The organism is Hallerella porci (assembly GCF_003148885.1).
Classification (GTDB): Bacteria; Fibrobacterota; Fibrobacteria; order Fibrobacterales; family Fibrobacteraceae; genus Hallerella; species Hallerella porci.
In genome coordinates, this window is sequence record NZ_QGHD01000010.1 from 66,393 (window position 1) to 81,933 (window position 15,541).

The following is a 15,541-nucleotide window of genomic DNA, read 5'->3' on the forward strand; positions in this document are numbered from 1 at the left end:
TTAGAACATTAAATTTTGAAGTTCAGCAAAACAAGGAATAGAATAATCCGGGCGGAATGGCGCAAAACTTTCGCGTCTTCCAAATCCGTTCTCGATGAAAACGCTATCGATTCCCGCATTTCTTGCGCCGAGAATATCGGGCGCATCATCGCCGACCATTACCGCATTTTCTTTCGCCGTTTTCGTGAGCCGTAAAATTTTTTCAAACGGTTCTGCCGACGGTTTGCGGGCGGTTTCTTCGTCGCCGAAGGCGAACGCTTCGAAACAAGAATCGACTCCGAAATGCTTTAACAATTTCAGTCCGGGCGTGTGCGGTTTATTGGTCACAAGCGCTTTTTTTGCCGGGAAATTTTTGAGAAATTCCAAAACACCGGGATAAGGTTCTGTGCGATTTAAACAGTTCTCCGCATAAAATGTCGAATAGCATTTGTGCACTTCGGCAAGGGGTGCGTTCGCCCCTTCGAGTGAACGTTCGATGAGTTTTAAAGAACCGTTTCCGATGTAGCTTCGAATTTTTTCGGTGGAAAGAGTTTTGAGTCCAAATTCTGCGAGCGCATGATTGACTGCAAAGCTCAAATCGCCGAGAGTATTGAAAAGCGTTCCGTCGAGATCAAAAATGTACAGCGATTTTTTCATCGCAGAAAAATTTAGAAAATTAGAAAGCGAAGAAATCATTTCTACCTTTTACTTTATGAATAAGCAAGCGATTCTTTGTTTTCACGATTTTTCGGTAGAAAATTTTCGTGTGGCGAAAGAGCAAATTTGTCGGATGATGGAAGCGGCGGGGGCGCCGATTTCGGTGGCGGTGATTCCTTCGATAGCAGGAGCTTCGGCAGCGGATGTGCAAGAATTTATTGCAGCATTGGATGCGTTAAAAAATGCGGGGCATGAACTGCTTTTGCACGGAATGTTTCATCGGGCAAGTCAAAATTTGCTGCGGAATTTTTTCGGGAAAGTGGCGTGTGCGCTGACGGGAAATGAAGCGGAATTTGCAGGATTATTAAAAGAAGATTCGCAGAAATTATTTTTGCAGGCGACGCAAACGTGGGAAAATTTAAAGCAATCTTCGCCGCAGGTTTTTGTTCCGCCGACATGGTACGGCAATGCGTTTTTAAAACAGCAAGTGCTTCAAACTTGTGCGGTTTACGATGGACGTTCCGCGATTTTTTGGAAAGACAAAAAAATTTTTTCGCCGGCGATAAGTTTTGCGGGACTTCCGAAATGGAGTATGAAATTTCTCTGCCTCTTTGCCAAAATTCTTTTTCAATTTTCTCCCGGAATTCCGCGTTTGGTTTTTCATCCGATTGATTTTCAAATTCTCGGTGAAGAAAAAATTGCCGGACTCATTCGGAAAATGGTTGCGATTCGTCAATTAAAACAATACGACAATTTGAGAAAATAACGGTTCGTGCGCGCTGGTCTGCCACCCTGTCATCGGTTTTTAATATAAAAAATTATCGAGAAAAATTCAACGAAGGGAAAATGAAAATTTCATCCTTTTAATTAAAAAACGCTCGGCAAAGCCGAGCGTGGTTGCTTTCCAAGTTTCGCTTTGGATTATTCAATCATCGCGTGATATTCTTGGAGCGATTTGACAGAGCCTTTACCCTTTCTTGCTTCGGCAATTCCTTTTACAGTATTTAATGCCGCGGCAAGAGTTGTAATGTATGGCGTCTTGTATTTAATCGCCGCTTTACGAATCGCCGATTCGTCTTTAATTGCATCGCGTTTTGCCCATGGCGTATTGATAATTAAGTTCACCTGTTTGTTCAAGATAATATCTAAAACATTGGGGCGACCTTCGTTAATCTTATTCACCACTTCGCATTTGACGCCTGCGTTTTCGTAGAATTTTGCAGTGCCTTCGGTAGCGTAAATTTTGAATCCGAGTTTTGCAAATTCTTTACCCACTTCAATTGCTTGGTCTGCTAAATTCGTCTTATCCGACAAACTGATTAACACAGCGCCTTCGGACGGAAGCACAGAACCGGCGGCTTCTTGGCTCTTGTAATAAGCTAATGCAAAGTTTTCACTCAAGCCTAAAACTTCACCGGTTGAACGCATTTCAGGACCTAAGACCGGATCGACTTTTGGGAATTTATCAAACGGGAACACCGCTTCCTTGGCACCGTGATGCTTGAATTTTTTGTCCTTCAAGTGTAACGATTCCAGTTTTTCGCCGAGCATTAAACGGGTCGCAAGGCGCGCCATTTGCGTGTTGCAAACTTTAGAAACCAATGGCACTGTGCGCGATGCACGCGGATTGGCTTCGAGCACAAAGACTTTACCGTCTTCGATTGCGTATTGCATATTCATCAGTCCGCAAACATGCAATGCTTCGGCAATTTTACGCGTGTAATCTTTAATCGTTTTCAAATTTTCTTCGGTGATGGTCACCGGCGGAATAATACATGCCGAGTCGCCCGAATGAACGCCCGCAAGTTCTACGTGTTCCATGACCGATGGAATATAAACGTGTTCGCCATCGGCTAAAGCATCCGCTTCGCATTCGAGAGCATTGTGGAGAAAACGGTCCACCAAAAGCGGGCGATCTGGAGTAACGCCGACGGCCTTTGCCACATATTCGCGGAGCATTGCTTCGTCGTAAATCACTTCCATGCCGCGGCCGCCCAAAACAAAACTCGGGCGAATCATAATCGGGTATCCGCCGATTTGCTTCACCACTTCTAAAGCTTCGTCAATGTTTGTCGCCATGCCGCTTTCTGGCATCGGAATATTTAACCGATCCATCATCTTGCGGAACAAATCGCGGTCTTCAGCAATGTCGATAGAATCGATGCTTGTGCCTAAAATTTTCACGCCTTCATCAGACAAAGCGCGCGCAATATTTAACGGAGTTTGTCCTCCGAATTGAACAATCACGCCTGCGGGTTTTTCTTTGTGATAAATTTGCAAAACATCTTCTAACGAAACCGGTTCAAAGTAAAGCTTATCCGAAGTGTCGTAATCTGTCGAAACCGTTTCGGGGTTGCAGTTTACCATAATCGTTTCGTAACCGAGTTCGCGAAGTGCCATCGCTGCATGGCAGCAGCAATAGTCAAATTCGATGCCTTGGCCGATGCGGTTCGGGCCACCGCCCAAAATCATAATCTTTTTCGGATTCGTTGTCGCGGTCGATTCATCTTTGCAGTTGTAAGTGCTGTAGTAATAGTAGGAGTTTTCGACGCCGCTGACAGGGACTGCGCACCAGCCTTCGACAACGCCGAGTTCTGTGCGTTTTTTGCGAACGTCTTTTTCGCGAATGCCCAAAATCTTTGCCAAGTATTTATCGCTAAAACCGTCTTTCTTCGCTTGAATCAAAAGTTCATCCGAAGGCAAACGGCCCGGCGTTTTCAGAATTTCTTCTTCGAGGTTAACGAGTTCGCGCATTTGACTCACGAAGTACGCTTTTTCAAAAGTGACCGCAAAAATTTCTTCGTCGGTAGCACCTTTGCGAATCGCTTCATACATTTGGAAATGACGTTCCGAACTCGGCGTTTTCATCATTTCTAAAAGTTCCGCTTTGGATTTTTTGTTAAAGTCTTTGGCAAAGCCTAAACCTGCACGACCATTTTCAAGACCGCGAATTGCCTTTTGAAGAGTTTCTTTGTAAGTCTTGCCAATCGCCATGACTTCGCCCACGGCTTTCATTTGAGTGCCTAAGCAATCATCGACGCCGCGGAATTTTTCAAATGCCCAACGTGCAAATTTAAGCACCACATAATCACCGCTCGGCGTGTATTTTTCGAGGCTTCCATCGCGCCAATAAGGAATCTGATCCAAAGTCATGCCCGCAGCAAGCTTTGCCGAAATTAACGCAATCGGGAAACCCGTTGCCTTCGACGCCAAAGCCGAAGAACGACTCGTGCGCGGGTTAATTTCGATAATCACGACGCGGCCCGTTTTCGGGTCGTGGGCAAATTGAACATTAGTGCCACCGATAACGCCAATCGCTTCGACGATTTTAAATGCTTTTGCTTTGAGTTCTTCTTCGAGTTTTTTGTCAATCGTTAAGAACGGAGCCGCGCAGAAAGAGTCGCCGGTGTGAACGCCGACCGGGTCGATGTTTTCAATGAAGCAAATCGCAATCATCTGATTTTTTGAATCGCGAACGACTTCAACTTCGAGTTCTTCCCAACCTAAAATGGATTCTTCAATCAAGCATTGGTGAGTCATCGAAAGTTCAAGACCGTTTCCGCAAATCGTGCGAAGTTCTTCGACATTGTAGCAGAATCCGCCGCCGGCTCCGCCCATTGTATAAGCGGGACGCACGACGACAGGATAACCGATTTCGGCGACGATTTTTTCGGCTTCTTCGACGCTGTGGCAAATGCCCGAGCGCGGTGTATCGATGCCCAACTGTTTCATCGTTTCTTTGAAAATTTCGCGGTCTTCGCCACGTTCGATGGCGTCGAGGTTCACGCCGATAACTTTAACGCCGTATTTGTCTAAAATGCCTGCTTTATTCAAAGCGCAAGCTAAATTCAAACCGGTTTGTCCACCCAAGTTCGGGAGGAGCGCTTGCGGACGTTCTTTGGCAATAATTTGTTCTAAGCGTTCGACATTTAAAGGTTCGATATAAGTCGCATCGGCCATAACGGGGTCGGTCATAATCGTCGCCGGATTCGAATTCACGAGGACGATTTTATAGCCTTGTTCGCGCAAAGCTTTGCAAGCTTGAGTGCCCGAATAGTCAAATTCGCAGGCCTGACCAATCACAATAGGGCCCGAGCCGATGATTAAAACTTTATCAATTCCAAGAAGTTTCATGTTTTATCTCCGTTTGTAATTCAAATTGAGGCAAAAAAAAAGCCAAATCCGAAGATTTAGCGTCAAAAAGGAAAATTTCAGAAAAAATGACTGCGCCCGCAGCACAGGGAGCGCCACAGGTGCGTTTTGCCATTTTCAAAATCGCAGTCATCTACTTCTATTTACCAAAGGGGGTTAAACTTGTTACAATATAAACAAAAATGTCGAATTTGTGAACAAAGTTGATTAAAAATGTGAAATTTCTCTTGTTTTTTAGACCGCGAAGAAAATCGAAAATGCGAACAAGTAATTTTGCAGTTGTTTTGAGTTTTCTGAAATATAGGATTGTCAGAGAAAAATATAAATGGTTTAATTGGAGAAAACAAAAGGCCTGCAATATTGCAGACCTTTTTGCGTTTCAATTGTATTTGATTTAAGTTTTGAAATTGCCTAACATATTTTCAATTTCCTTGATTTTGCCTTTGGAAATGCCGAGCTTTCGCATTGCGTCTAAAACATCGTGATGTCCTTTATCCGACCTTTAGCAAGTCCTTTTGCTCGGCCTTCTTTTGCAGCGGCACGGTGGGCATCGCCTGCGCTTACAAAGCCTGCTCGTCGTTTGAAAGCCGACGGAGCAATTCCTTGACTTTAGGAATTGTGGCCTTGAAATCGTCCGGGCAAAAGGCGTATTTTATGGTGATGGCAACAATCGCTGCGGAAGGTGTGTTGTTTAGAATGAGACTTTTTACATTTCTCATTTTTATAGCGTTTCATTCAGGCTTCCGGTGCGGTAGCTTTTAAGGTCTAGGGCTGTGTAGCTAAAGCCTAGCTTTTTGAATTCGCGCTCGATTTGTTCGGCGTTTGCGATTGCCTTTTCGAAATCGCTTGGCATAACTTCGATGCGGGCGATAAAGTTTTGGGCGTTTTCGTGAAGGCTTGTGCTTTCGTGAACCGTTGCGCCTTCGTGAATCCGCACGCGTTTTTGCACAAAGCCTAAAGCGCTAAGGATTTTTTCGCCTTGTTCTATCAGGCGCAATTTTTGCTCGGTGATTGGTTCGCCGTAGGGCACTCGCGAAGCTAAGCACGCGGCCGAGGGCTTACTCCAAGTGGGTAACTGAAGTTCGTGTGAAAGCGTTCGAATGTCTTGTTTTGTAAGGCGTGCAAAGCGAAGCGGACTTTTGATTCCAAGCTCTGTAATCGCGCGCATTCCTGGGCGGTAATCGCCTTCGTCATCGACATTTGTGCCTTCGCAGACTGCGTTTAGCCCAAGATTTTTGGCGACTTTGTAAATGTCTGCAAATGTCGCCTTTTTACAAAAGTAGCAGCGGTCTTTTGGATTTTTTGCAAAGTGCGGAATTTTAAGCTGGTTGATGCTTGTGAAAAATTGCTGGATATTTTCACGTTCGCAAAACGCTTTGGATTCTTCCAAATCAATTGCTGCAAAAGAGGCTGACTTTTCGGTGACAGCGATGGCTGATTCTCCTAAAACATCGTGCGCGACTTTCAATAAAAAAGTAGAATCGACGCCTCCGGAAAATGCAACCGCCACACTTTCAAGCGACTTTAGGTATTCTTTGAGCGTTTCATATTTTTGATGTAGCTTATCCATATTTTATAATGATTAATCTTGATAAATTAAAGGCTGTCTCTTTTTAATTTTTCGACATATTCGTCGATAATGCGAAGCTGTGCTGGAATGTCGATGCCTTGCGGACACTTGGGGCTGCATTTGCCGCATCCGGTGCAGTGGTTTGCCTGGCGAAGTTTTGGGATGCTTCGGTCGTAGCCGACTAAAAATTCCTTGCGAGCTTTGCGGTAATTTTCGTCGTTGATGGAATTTGCGATGCGGCCTTCGTTTACGCACTTGTTGTAATGCACGAAAATCCCTGGAATGTCAAGTCCGTATGAACATGGCATGCAATATTTGCAGTTGTTGCAAGGGATTGTGGGGTATTGCGTCATGATGTCTGCGGTCTTGTAAAGGAATTCAAATTCCTCGTCGGTTAAGGGTTTGAGTGGCGAGAAGGTGCGCAAATTATCTTGCAAGTGTTCCATGTAAGTCATGCCCGAAAGCACCGAGAGCACTCCCGGGAAACTTCCGACAAAGCGAAATGCCCAGCTTGCAATGCTTGCGTTGGGGTCGCGCTGCTTGAGGCGTTCTACCACATGGTCGTGAACGTTTGAAAGGCGGCCACCTAAAAGCGGCTCCATAATTGTTGCCTGAATGTGTCGCTTTTCGAGTTCTCCGTAAAGGTATTCGGCGTTGATGTTTTTGACGCGCGTCGAAATTTTTTCAGCGTATTTCCAGTCCAAATAGTTCATCTGGATTTGTGCGAAATCCCAATGGACTTCGTCGTGCAATTTCATCATGTAATCAAAGACTTCGACATGACCGTGGAATGAAAATCCAAGGTGCCTGATGCGGCCCGCTTCGCGTTCCTTGAACAAAAATTCGAGGAGTCCGTTGTCCAAAAAACGCTTTCTTAAAAACGGCATGCCGTCGCCACCGCCTACGGTGTGTAGCAAGTAATAGTCGATGTAATCGGTCTTTAATTTTTTCATGGAAGTGTGATACATATTGACCGAGGCATCGTAAACTTCTTTTGGGCCCATGCCGTCTTGAACATAGCGGTAGTTACTCATCTTGGTTGCAATCGTGTAACTGTTACGCGGATGGCGGCTGAGGGCTATGCCTGTCGCGTCTTCGGATTTGCCCTTCATATACGGAGGAGCGGTATCAAAATAGGTGACGCCGTGCGCGATGGCGTGGTCGACAAGTCGGTTTACCATTTCCTGGTCGATTTCATCGTTGTCATCGGTCGGAAGGCGCATCATGCCATAACCTAAAAGCGAAACTTTGTCGCCTTTGTTTGATGTGCGGTAAGTCATTTCGCCTGTCGGATCAAGGCCTGCGCGCGGGCTCATGGCAGCTTCTCTTTCTGAAGTAAAGAACTTGCAACCTTGTAATGCAGAGCCTGCAATGCCTGCGCCTACGGCACTTAAGCCTGCTAATTTTAAAAACTCGCGACGATTGATTCCTTCGTTTTTATTTGTCATGATAAACCTCCTTAAACTTTGCGGTGAACTTCGTGGCCTTCGACATAGATTGCGCTTTTCGGGCGTGCGGGGCAAAGGTTTTCGCACGCGCCGCATCCAATGCAGCGCTCCGTATTAACAACTGGAATTTTATGAAGCGTTGGATTGTTTGGGTCTGGCGAGACCATTTGAATCGCTCCTGTGGGGCAGTGCCTTGCGCAGTTTCCGCATTCGACACCGTCTCTTGTTACAATGCACAAGTCGTATTGCCATACGGCATGGCCCACTTGCGTCGAGGATTTTTCGGCAAGTGAAATTTTTTGAATCGCGCCTGTGGGGCAAATGGTTGAACAGCGGTTACATTCGGGGCGGCAATACCCGCGCTCGTAACTCACGGTGGGTTTCATGTCTTTGCCTGCGCGCAAAACGTTGTTTGGGCAAGCGGAAATGCATAGCCCGCAAGCGGTGCAGTGGTTTTTCAAGTTGATGATGCTTTTTGCGCCGGGCGGCACAATTTCGCCAATGCGTTCGGGAATGACTTTATCTTGAATGGGGGCAAGGCCGCCATCGCCTTCTTCGCTCTTTTCTTGGGCGCGAACGCCAGTGAGGGTTCCTGCTGCAAGGATGGTTGCCACACTGATAAATTTGCGGCGGCTATCGTCAACAGTTTTAACGCTTTCTTTTTTTACTTCGTTTGTATTTTTAACGCTAGAATTTTCATTTTGCGATTCTCCAAAACGGCACTTGTAACTGATGGCTTTTTTGTTGCAGTTTTCGATGCAGTTCATGCAGCTTACGCAGCGGCTGTAATCAAATGTCCCTGTTTTAGAATCGATGCAGGAGCCTTTGCAATTGCGCTCGCAAGTCCCGCAATGAATGCATTTGGACTTGTCAATCACCGGGCGAAAAATCGAGAAGCGAGAAATAAAGCCGAGAAATGTTCCCACCGGGCAAACGGTATTGCAGTAGGCGCGCCCTTTGAAAAACGCAAAAGTTCCAATCAGCACAAAAGTTAAGATGGCGATTGCAAACGGTAAAACGCCCTTCATCCAGACATCGACAGAATAAAAAGTGTAGCTGTCCATGCGCTCGGCAAAGTAGGCGAGTGCGTTGTTTGCAAGTTTATAAATCGGCGAAAAAATGTAAGTGGCGATGCGTCCGTAAGCGCTGTAAGGCGCAATGATGGCGGCAACTGATGAAGATATGGCAAACACGATAATGAATGCGGCTAAAATTCCGTAGCGTGCGATGCGATGTTCCTTGACGAATTTAAAGCGGCCGCGCTTTGCTTTTTTGCGCTTGCTTCCAAGCCACGAGAAAATGTCCTGGAAAACGCCCAAGGGGCAAATGACCGAGCAATAAACGCGCCCAAACAAGAGCGTAAGCAACACCACGAATAAAATGGCGGCTGCGTTTAGCGCAAGGACTGCGGGCAAAAACTGCGTCTTGGCTAAAAAGCCAAAGTAGTTGTGAATCGTTCCTGTAAAATCAAGGAACAGAAGCGTCACCAGTGCATAGCACAGGAGCGCAAGCGTGATTCGGATTTTTTTTAGCATTGTGTGTCTCCATTTTTTTTGAAAATCGGTCAAGACTTTTCAGCTAGAATTTTCGATTTAATTTCCGAAATCGAAAGTCCCGTTTTTTCGGCGATTTCTTTCAGGTCGTCAAATTCCAGCTTTACTTTTTTGATGTCTTCAAAAGTCGATTTTTTGAGCCGGACTTTTCCAAAAGGCGTTTCAAGCTCTTGCATTTCGCGGCTCATGCAGTTGCGTTCCACAGGAATTCGCCTGTAGCCAATTGTCGATGTGTGCTTGAAAAGCGCGCGTTCGACTGCGTGCAAATTCGCATCGTCAACGATGGCTCGCAAAATGACGCCCGGGCGGCTCTTTTTCATAAAGCATGGCATAAAGTGGACATCGCGTGCGCCGGCTTCAAAAAGCTTGTCCATCGCGTATCCCAATTCTTCGGGCGTGGAATCGTCGATGTTGCTTTCGAGAATGTAAACATGGCAGTTTTTGGGGTCGTTTCCTGCGTGGGGCAATTCTTCGATAATTTGTGCGCGCAAAAAGTTTGCATGATGAAAGTCGCGCTTTCCAAGACCTATGCCCGATTTTAAAATCTTGTAGCCTTCGGGGAGCGTTTCGCGCGTGCGAATTGCGGCAACAATTGCAATCCCTGTGGGCGTCACCATCTCGCCTTTTGTTTCAGTTATATGTAATGCAATGCCTGCAGCTTCTGCAATGTTTGAAACGGCAGGAACTGGAATCGGGAGGTTTCCGTGCTGCGTTGTGACAAAGCCAGAGCCTTCGCAAAGCCCCGTCACGACACAGTCGGTAATGCCTAAGTCATCAATAAGGACTGCGGCAGAAACAATATCGACGATGGAATCAATCGCACCCACTTCGTGAAAGTGAACTTCATCTTTTGAAACGCCATGCGCTTTCGCTTCGGCAATTGCGATGATTTCAAAAATGCGGTGTGCAATTTTTTTTGCGTGTTCATTCAGATTTCCGCGGTCGATGATTTCAAAAACTTCGGACAGGTGGCGGTGTTCATGATGATGATGCGAATGTCCGTCGATATTTTCGTGAGAATGCTCGTGGTGATGCTCAACATAGCCTTCTTCGTGGCTTTCGATATCGTCTGCGCTGTGTTCATGCACATGAACTTCAAAGTTTAATCCTGCGATGCTGTAGCTTGTGCCGCGCGTAGCGTGTATATGCACGCCGTCTAAATGCAAGCTTTCAATGGCTTCATTTAACTTGTCTAGGTTTCCGCCTAAATCCAAGAGCGAAGCCACCGTCATGTCGCCGCTAATGCCGCAGGATCCATCAAGATAAAGTATTTTAAACATTTTAAGTTCCTCGATTTAAAGGCTTTTGCCTTAAAGTTTTCGTTAAAGTTCTTGTTAAAATTTTTGCGTTAATTTTCGTCGTTTAATTTCTTTGTATGAAATTTTGAAAAGAAAAGTCCAATTTCAAAAAGCAAGTAAGTAGGCGTTGCTAAAATGACTTGGCTTATAATATCGGGCGGCGTAAGGAGTGCCGAAATCACCAAAATCACAATCAAAACATAGGGTCGTTTAGACGCAATCGTTTTGTATTCCACGATGTCAGTGCGGATTAACGCGTAAGTCACCAGCGGAAATTGAAACATGCAACCAAAGGCAAGCGAAAGCCAAATCGCAAGCGACACCACATTTTCAACGCTAAAAATCGGCTGAAGCGAAGGACCCGAAAAGCTGAGCCCAAACTTCAAGATAATCGGAATGCAAGTGACAAGGCAAAAGCAGACTCCGCTTGCAAATAAAAGGCTCGAAAGTAAAACCGTCGAGCGGATAAATTTCTGCTCGTTTTCGTAAAGCGCTGGCGTTATAAATTTCCAAATCTGGTAAGCGATATATGGAAAGCAAATGATCACATCAAAAAGAAGTGAAAGCTTGAGCTGCAAAAAGAAAACTTCCATCGGAGAAAAATAATGCAGCGGCGTTTGACATTCTTCGACAATGCGCGCAGTCAAAAAATCAAGCGCATAAGGCGAACAAAGAAACATCGGAACAAGTCCAATGCCAAGCGCTGCAAGGGACTTGATTAAAACAGAGCGCAGAGCCTCTAGGTGGTAAACTAGAGTTTGCGTTTTGTCGTTAAAGTTTTCCGATGAATCTTGTTTCATTAGGCACTCTTTGTGGAATCGTTTGTGTCAACTTTTGCTGAATCTTTTGCTGCCGATTCGCCCGCTTTGTCGACAGTTTTTTCTAAGTCGGCAGCTTCTTTTTCAAGCGCATCCTTTGCCTTTTTGTATTCGTATTTGGCTTTGCCAAGCGAACGCGCAAGTTCTGGAATGCGTTTTGCTCCAAAGAGCAGTAACACGACGACTGCGATTAAAATGATTTCTGGAATTCCAAGCGACATAATGCCTCCTTTAAATTTCAATCAAGTGGTAGTTGCGATTTCCCATCTTGAGATTTTCCATCGCGGTTAACTGGTGTAATCCTTCGCGACTTTCGATGCGTTCCTTTAAATCGTGAAGTTCATTTTCGGGAAGTTTATACACCATATCGATGCTAGCTTGGTCAACCGCCAAAATGTCGGTCGAAGCTAAAATCCCGATATCGCGTGCGGTAGGTTCAGCAGCGGCAACACCTGCGCAGTCGCAGTCGACAGACATGCGGCGAAGCACATTGATAAAGCACATCTTGCCCTTGAAAAAGTCACAAGTGGCTTTAGCGCTATCCGCCATCGTTTCCATGAAGAGTGCGCCCGTTGTTTTCCAGCCGGCTTCTCCGCCAGCTTTTATTTTGGTGGGACCGTTTTTCACATATTCGTGAATCATCTTTTTGCCAAGTTGTCCGCCCGCGCAACCGATTGCGATGTTTTTCATGGAGCCGCCAAAACCGCCCATGGCATGCCCCTTAAAATGTGTGAGCACAATCATTGAATCGTAATTCAGCATGTGCTTTCCGACAGCCATTTACTTGAAGATTTTTCCGTCCTTCACAGGAATCATCGTTTCGCCATCTTCGTCCATGATGTCGACCGGGCAAAAAGTCCAGCCGTTCACTTTCAAGGTTTCGCGGTGGTCTTTGGTCGTGTAGCGGTCGCCTTTATACCAAGTGTTTGTTTCGACGATTGCACTGTTGGGGACTTGCGCCTGGAATTGTTTTACCCAATCGCGCGGCAAAATATTTGGCCCATGCTGTTCGCCGGTGTGTAACTTGATTGCCACTTTTCCAGAAATATTCTGGTTCACTTTTTCGTAGAGTTTGATGAGTGTTTCTGCATCGAGTTTATTTGAAAAATAAACGTTAGACACCGTGTTTCCCTTGATGTTTGAAACAGCGGCTTCGGCTGTCTTTGCGATGAGTCCGTTAAAAATGGCGCTTCCTGCAAGGACTCCGACCGAAGTCTTTAAAAAATCTCTGCGATCCATAATGCAATCCCTTAATTGTGAATTTTAACGCTTGCAGGAATTTCTTTGCGGACTTTGTAATCGTCAAACATCATTTTGAGTGCCCACGCAAGCGTAATGAACGCCGACATCGAAACGCCAATCGTTGCAATTTCATGCATCATCGTCTCGATGCCTTCGGGAGTTTGCGCCGCCGTAAAGAACGGATACGAAAGCATGAGTTCGCCATTCATAATGTGATCGATGATGAGAGCGCCTGTCGTTACCCAAAGCCATGTGGCAAGCACTTTTAACTTTTGGTAGAACGGCTTTTTTTCGCTTGCGCTGACCGCTTCGTGCAAATCCTTGGACTGCTTTGCTGCGCGGTATTCAAGCGCGATGGTGGTAAGTGTTACGAGGGCAGCTTCTGCCATAGGGACTGTAAAGCAAGACATATTATCTCCTTGATTTATTTTTGTTGAACAAGTTTGTTTGCACACCGTAAAATGCGGCATGCGCTTAAGGCTGCGCCAAAACCGTTGTCGATATTTACCACCGACATGCCTTCGGCACAAGAGTTTAACATGGAAAGTAATGGCGCAATTCCGTTGAACGAAGCTCCATAACCAACCGATGTAGGAACCGCAATCACAGGCGCATCGGTAAGCCCAGAAATTACGCTTGCAAGTGCCCCTTCCATGCCGGCAATTGCAATCACGACATTCGCCGTTCGAATCTCTTCAATCTTTGAAAGTAAGCGGTGAAGCCCAGCGATGCCTACATCAAAATGACGCGAAACAGATGCTCCAAAAAATTCCGCCGTTTGCGCCGCCTCTTCGGCAATGGGCAAGTCCGCAGTTCCCGCACAACAAACCGCAATCTTTCCCGGCAAAGTCGGAGCCTTGCGCAAATCCGCGCGGTAAGAAATAATCCGTGAAGTTTCGTTATAATGCGCAGCCATGCCGCGCTCTTGAACAAATTCAAATTGCTCCTTACTGCAACGCGTGCCAATCACAGAACATCCATCTTCGTGGAACTTCTTTAAAATCAAAAGAAGCTGCTCGCAAGTTTTCCCCGGGCAATAAATCGCCTCGTCGGTGCCGGTGCGCTTTCCGCGAGAAATATCGAGTTTTGCAAATCCAATATCGTCGTATAATTATTTCATGCCTATAAATATACGACTTAAAGTCAACTTGAAGTCAAGGGGTAAAATGAAAAAAAATGAAAAATTTTTTGAAAAAGTTTGATTTTGGGAAAATAAGTTCGTTGAACTGTGACTCTATTATGCTCCACAAAATTGTAGATTTCTACAAGAAAATGGAGTATTATTAGCTAATTTGCAAAAAATCCCAAGAAAGAGCTTCGCTTTTGGCCATTGGCGATTCGTTTCAGAAAATTATCATCACATACGATAGAATCCCGTGCCACTACGATGATAACGGATTTTTATACATCTCTTTAAAAGAATTCTTACTAGAAGACCCATTTTAATGACAACATTTTAAGAACGCAATTTTTTTTGTCATCCTTCACTGCATTCCGTTCAGGAAGACTTCCAACGAAATCTTCCCGAAAATCTCTCGTCTGGTTTCTATACTCTAACTTCTAATTGCCCGCGAAGAGGGCTGAACTTTTGCCTTGCAAAAGTTCACTAATTCCTCATTAAGTACGGCAAAGCCATGCGCATCGTGTCATCCTGAACTAAGCCATAGGCGTAGCGAACGGATCTAGCATTTATTATTTGGCGAAAAATATGAACTAGGAGCTCGCACCTGGGTTTTAAAACTACAGCTTGCGGATTTCTGCTTCGGAAAGAGAAGTGTAACGCACGATTTTATCAATCGGTTCTTCGCTTGCAAGCATTTCCTTTGCCATTTCGCGAGCTTTGTTCAAAGCTCCCGCAGCAGTTCCTCTCGCAATGCCAGCAGCAATTCCCGCTTTTTCTCCCTTGCGGAAGGCTGTTTCTTTTTCGTATAATAAATCAGTCATGCCGTCAACCTGCTTTAGGAAAAGTTCATCTTCGTAATGCTCTAAAGATACATCTTTTGAAAGTTTTTTGCAAAAGTCCTCATCGAAAAATTGTTTGTGAGAGGCGCGCTCGTAAATGATATCCCCGAAAAAGCGAAGCATTTCGGCGCGCTGCGAGCGCTCCTTTTCCGTTTCGGGAGTGTGCGCGTCATTTGCCAAAAATTTCTCAACTTCGACAAAGTAAAAGTCAAGTTTTGGATAATACGATTCGCCATTTTTCGTCAAATTTACATGATGAAAATAAGTCTCGGGGTCGAGTTCAAATTGGTTGCAAGTGAGAATTGAAAGCACGTAAATATGCGGCAATTCGTAGCTTTCGGACTTTTTGACTTGATTTGTAATCACGCGCGAGGTGTAATACAGCAAGCGATCCATGAAAAAATCGCTGTCGGTTTGTTGGACTTCAATGAGAATCGGTTCGTCATTTTGGTTTGTGCCGATGATGTCAAAAATTGTGGTTTTGTTATTCAAAATGCCGGGCTGTTCTTCGCGCTCAAAATGAAAATTTTTGATGCGATTTTTGCCTTCGAATCCCATCATTGCGTTTAAAAATTTGATGAGCCGCGAAGGATCATGCTCGTTGACCATAAGAATTTCGAAAATCGCATCGCTGAACGGATAAACATTCTTGAAACGCGCGCGGAATTTGGCGAGGTTCGACGGATCTTCTTTGATTGCCTTTAAGAGGGCGTAATACTGGCTTCGATTCATTTTCACTCCTTCCTCGCTGACATGCTAAAATTTCCACAGCGAGGCTTAAAATGGTTTGAAAAGAATATAATAAAGCAAAATGACAAAAAGTGACAGCGGGAAAAATTAGAAATTAGTAATTAGGAGTTAG

Annotated in this window: 12 protein-coding genes and 1 pseudogene; 1 reads left to right on the forward strand and 12 read right to left on the reverse strand. The window is 45.2% G+C overall.

Going from position 1 to position 15,541, the window contains the following annotated elements:
* Window positions 1–636: an HAD family hydrolase gene (locus tag B0H50_RS06670; protein WP_158256471.1), complete on the reverse strand. Its 636-nt coding sequence runs from the start codon at window positions 634–636 to the stop codon at window positions 1–3.
* Between B0H50_RS06670 and B0H50_RS06675 the strand changes: the two genes are divergently transcribed.
* Window positions 617–1,402, forward strand: a complete 786-nt coding sequence (locus B0H50_RS06675; protein ID WP_109587457.1) for a DUF2334 domain-containing protein — start codon at window positions 617–619, stop codon at window positions 1,400–1,402. The genes B0H50_RS06670 and B0H50_RS06675 overlap by 20 nt on opposite strands.
* A gap of 155 nt (window positions 1,403–1,557) precedes the next feature.
* On the opposite strand, the gene carB is transcribed toward B0H50_RS06675, so the two are convergent.
* The 11 genes and pseudogenes from carB to B0H50_RS06730 form a co-directional block, all read right to left on the reverse strand.
* Entirely contained in the window at window positions 1,558–4,770 is a 3,213-nt protein-coding gene (gene carB, locus B0H50_RS06680; RefSeq protein WP_106198563.1) for a carbamoyl-phosphate synthase large subunit, read from the reverse strand.
* Window positions 4,771–5,509: 739 nt separating this feature from the next.
* Entirely contained in the window at window positions 5,510–6,358 is an 849-nt protein-coding gene (gene larE / locus B0H50_RS06685) for an ATP-dependent sacrificial sulfur transferase LarE (RefSeq protein WP_106198564.1), read from the reverse strand.
* 26 nt (window positions 6,359–6,384) lie between these two features.
* The gene (locus B0H50_RS06690) at window positions 6,385–7,806 is read right to left on the reverse strand and encodes an aldo/keto reductase (RefSeq protein WP_109587458.1); all 1,422 of its coding nucleotides are present in this window, start codon (window positions 7,804–7,806) and stop codon (window positions 6,385–6,387) included.
* An 11-nt stretch (window positions 7,807–7,817) separates the two neighbouring features.
* Window positions 7,818–9,341 carry a 4Fe-4S binding protein gene (locus tag B0H50_RS06695; protein WP_109587463.1) on the reverse strand — a complete coding sequence of 508 codons (1,524 nt, stop codon included), beginning with the start codon at window positions 9,339–9,341 and terminating at the stop codon, window positions 7,818–7,820.
* Window positions 9,342–9,370: 29 nt separating this feature from the next.
* Window positions 9,371–10,639, reverse strand: a complete 1,269-nt coding sequence (gene larC, locus B0H50_RS06700; RefSeq protein ID WP_106198566.1) for a nickel pincer cofactor biosynthesis protein LarC — start codon at window positions 10,637–10,639, stop codon at window positions 9,371–9,373.
* Between the two features lie 68 nt (window positions 10,640–10,707).
* Window positions 10,708–11,457, reverse strand: a complete 750-nt coding sequence (tatC, locus tag B0H50_RS06705; RefSeq protein WP_106198567.1) for a twin-arginine translocase subunit TatC — start codon at window positions 11,455–11,457, stop codon at window positions 10,708–10,710.
* Window positions 11,457–11,696 (reverse strand): Sec-independent protein translocase subunit TatA/TatB, encoded by a 240-nt coding sequence (locus B0H50_RS06710; protein WP_106198568.1) that lies wholly within the window; start codon window positions 11,694–11,696, stop codon window positions 11,457–11,459. Before B0H50_RS06710 ends, tatC begins: the two co-directional genes overlap by 1 nt.
* 10 nt (window positions 11,697–11,706) lie before the next feature.
* Window positions 11,707–12,714: pseudogene (locus B0H50_RS13870) on the reverse strand (DUF362 domain-containing protein).
* An 11-nt stretch (window positions 12,715–12,725) separates the two neighbouring features.
* Window positions 12,726–13,127: a hypothetical protein gene (locus B0H50_RS06720; RefSeq protein WP_146129171.1), complete on the reverse strand. Its 402-nt coding sequence runs from the start codon at window positions 13,125–13,127 to the stop codon at window positions 12,726–12,728.
* A 14-nt stretch (window positions 13,128–13,141) separates the two neighbouring features.
* Window positions 13,142–13,816, reverse strand: coding sequence for a nickel pincer cofactor biosynthesis protein LarB (gene larB, locus B0H50_RS06725; RefSeq protein ID WP_106198570.1), 675 nt, complete (start codon window positions 13,814–13,816; stop codon window positions 13,142–13,144).
* A 641-nt stretch (window positions 13,817–14,457) separates the two neighbouring features.
* Window positions 14,458–15,411, reverse strand: a complete 954-nt coding sequence (locus tag B0H50_RS06730; protein ID WP_109587459.1) for an Rpn family recombination-promoting nuclease/putative transposase — start codon at window positions 15,409–15,411, stop codon at window positions 14,458–14,460.
* Between the last annotated feature and the right edge of the window lie 130 nt (window positions 15,412–15,541).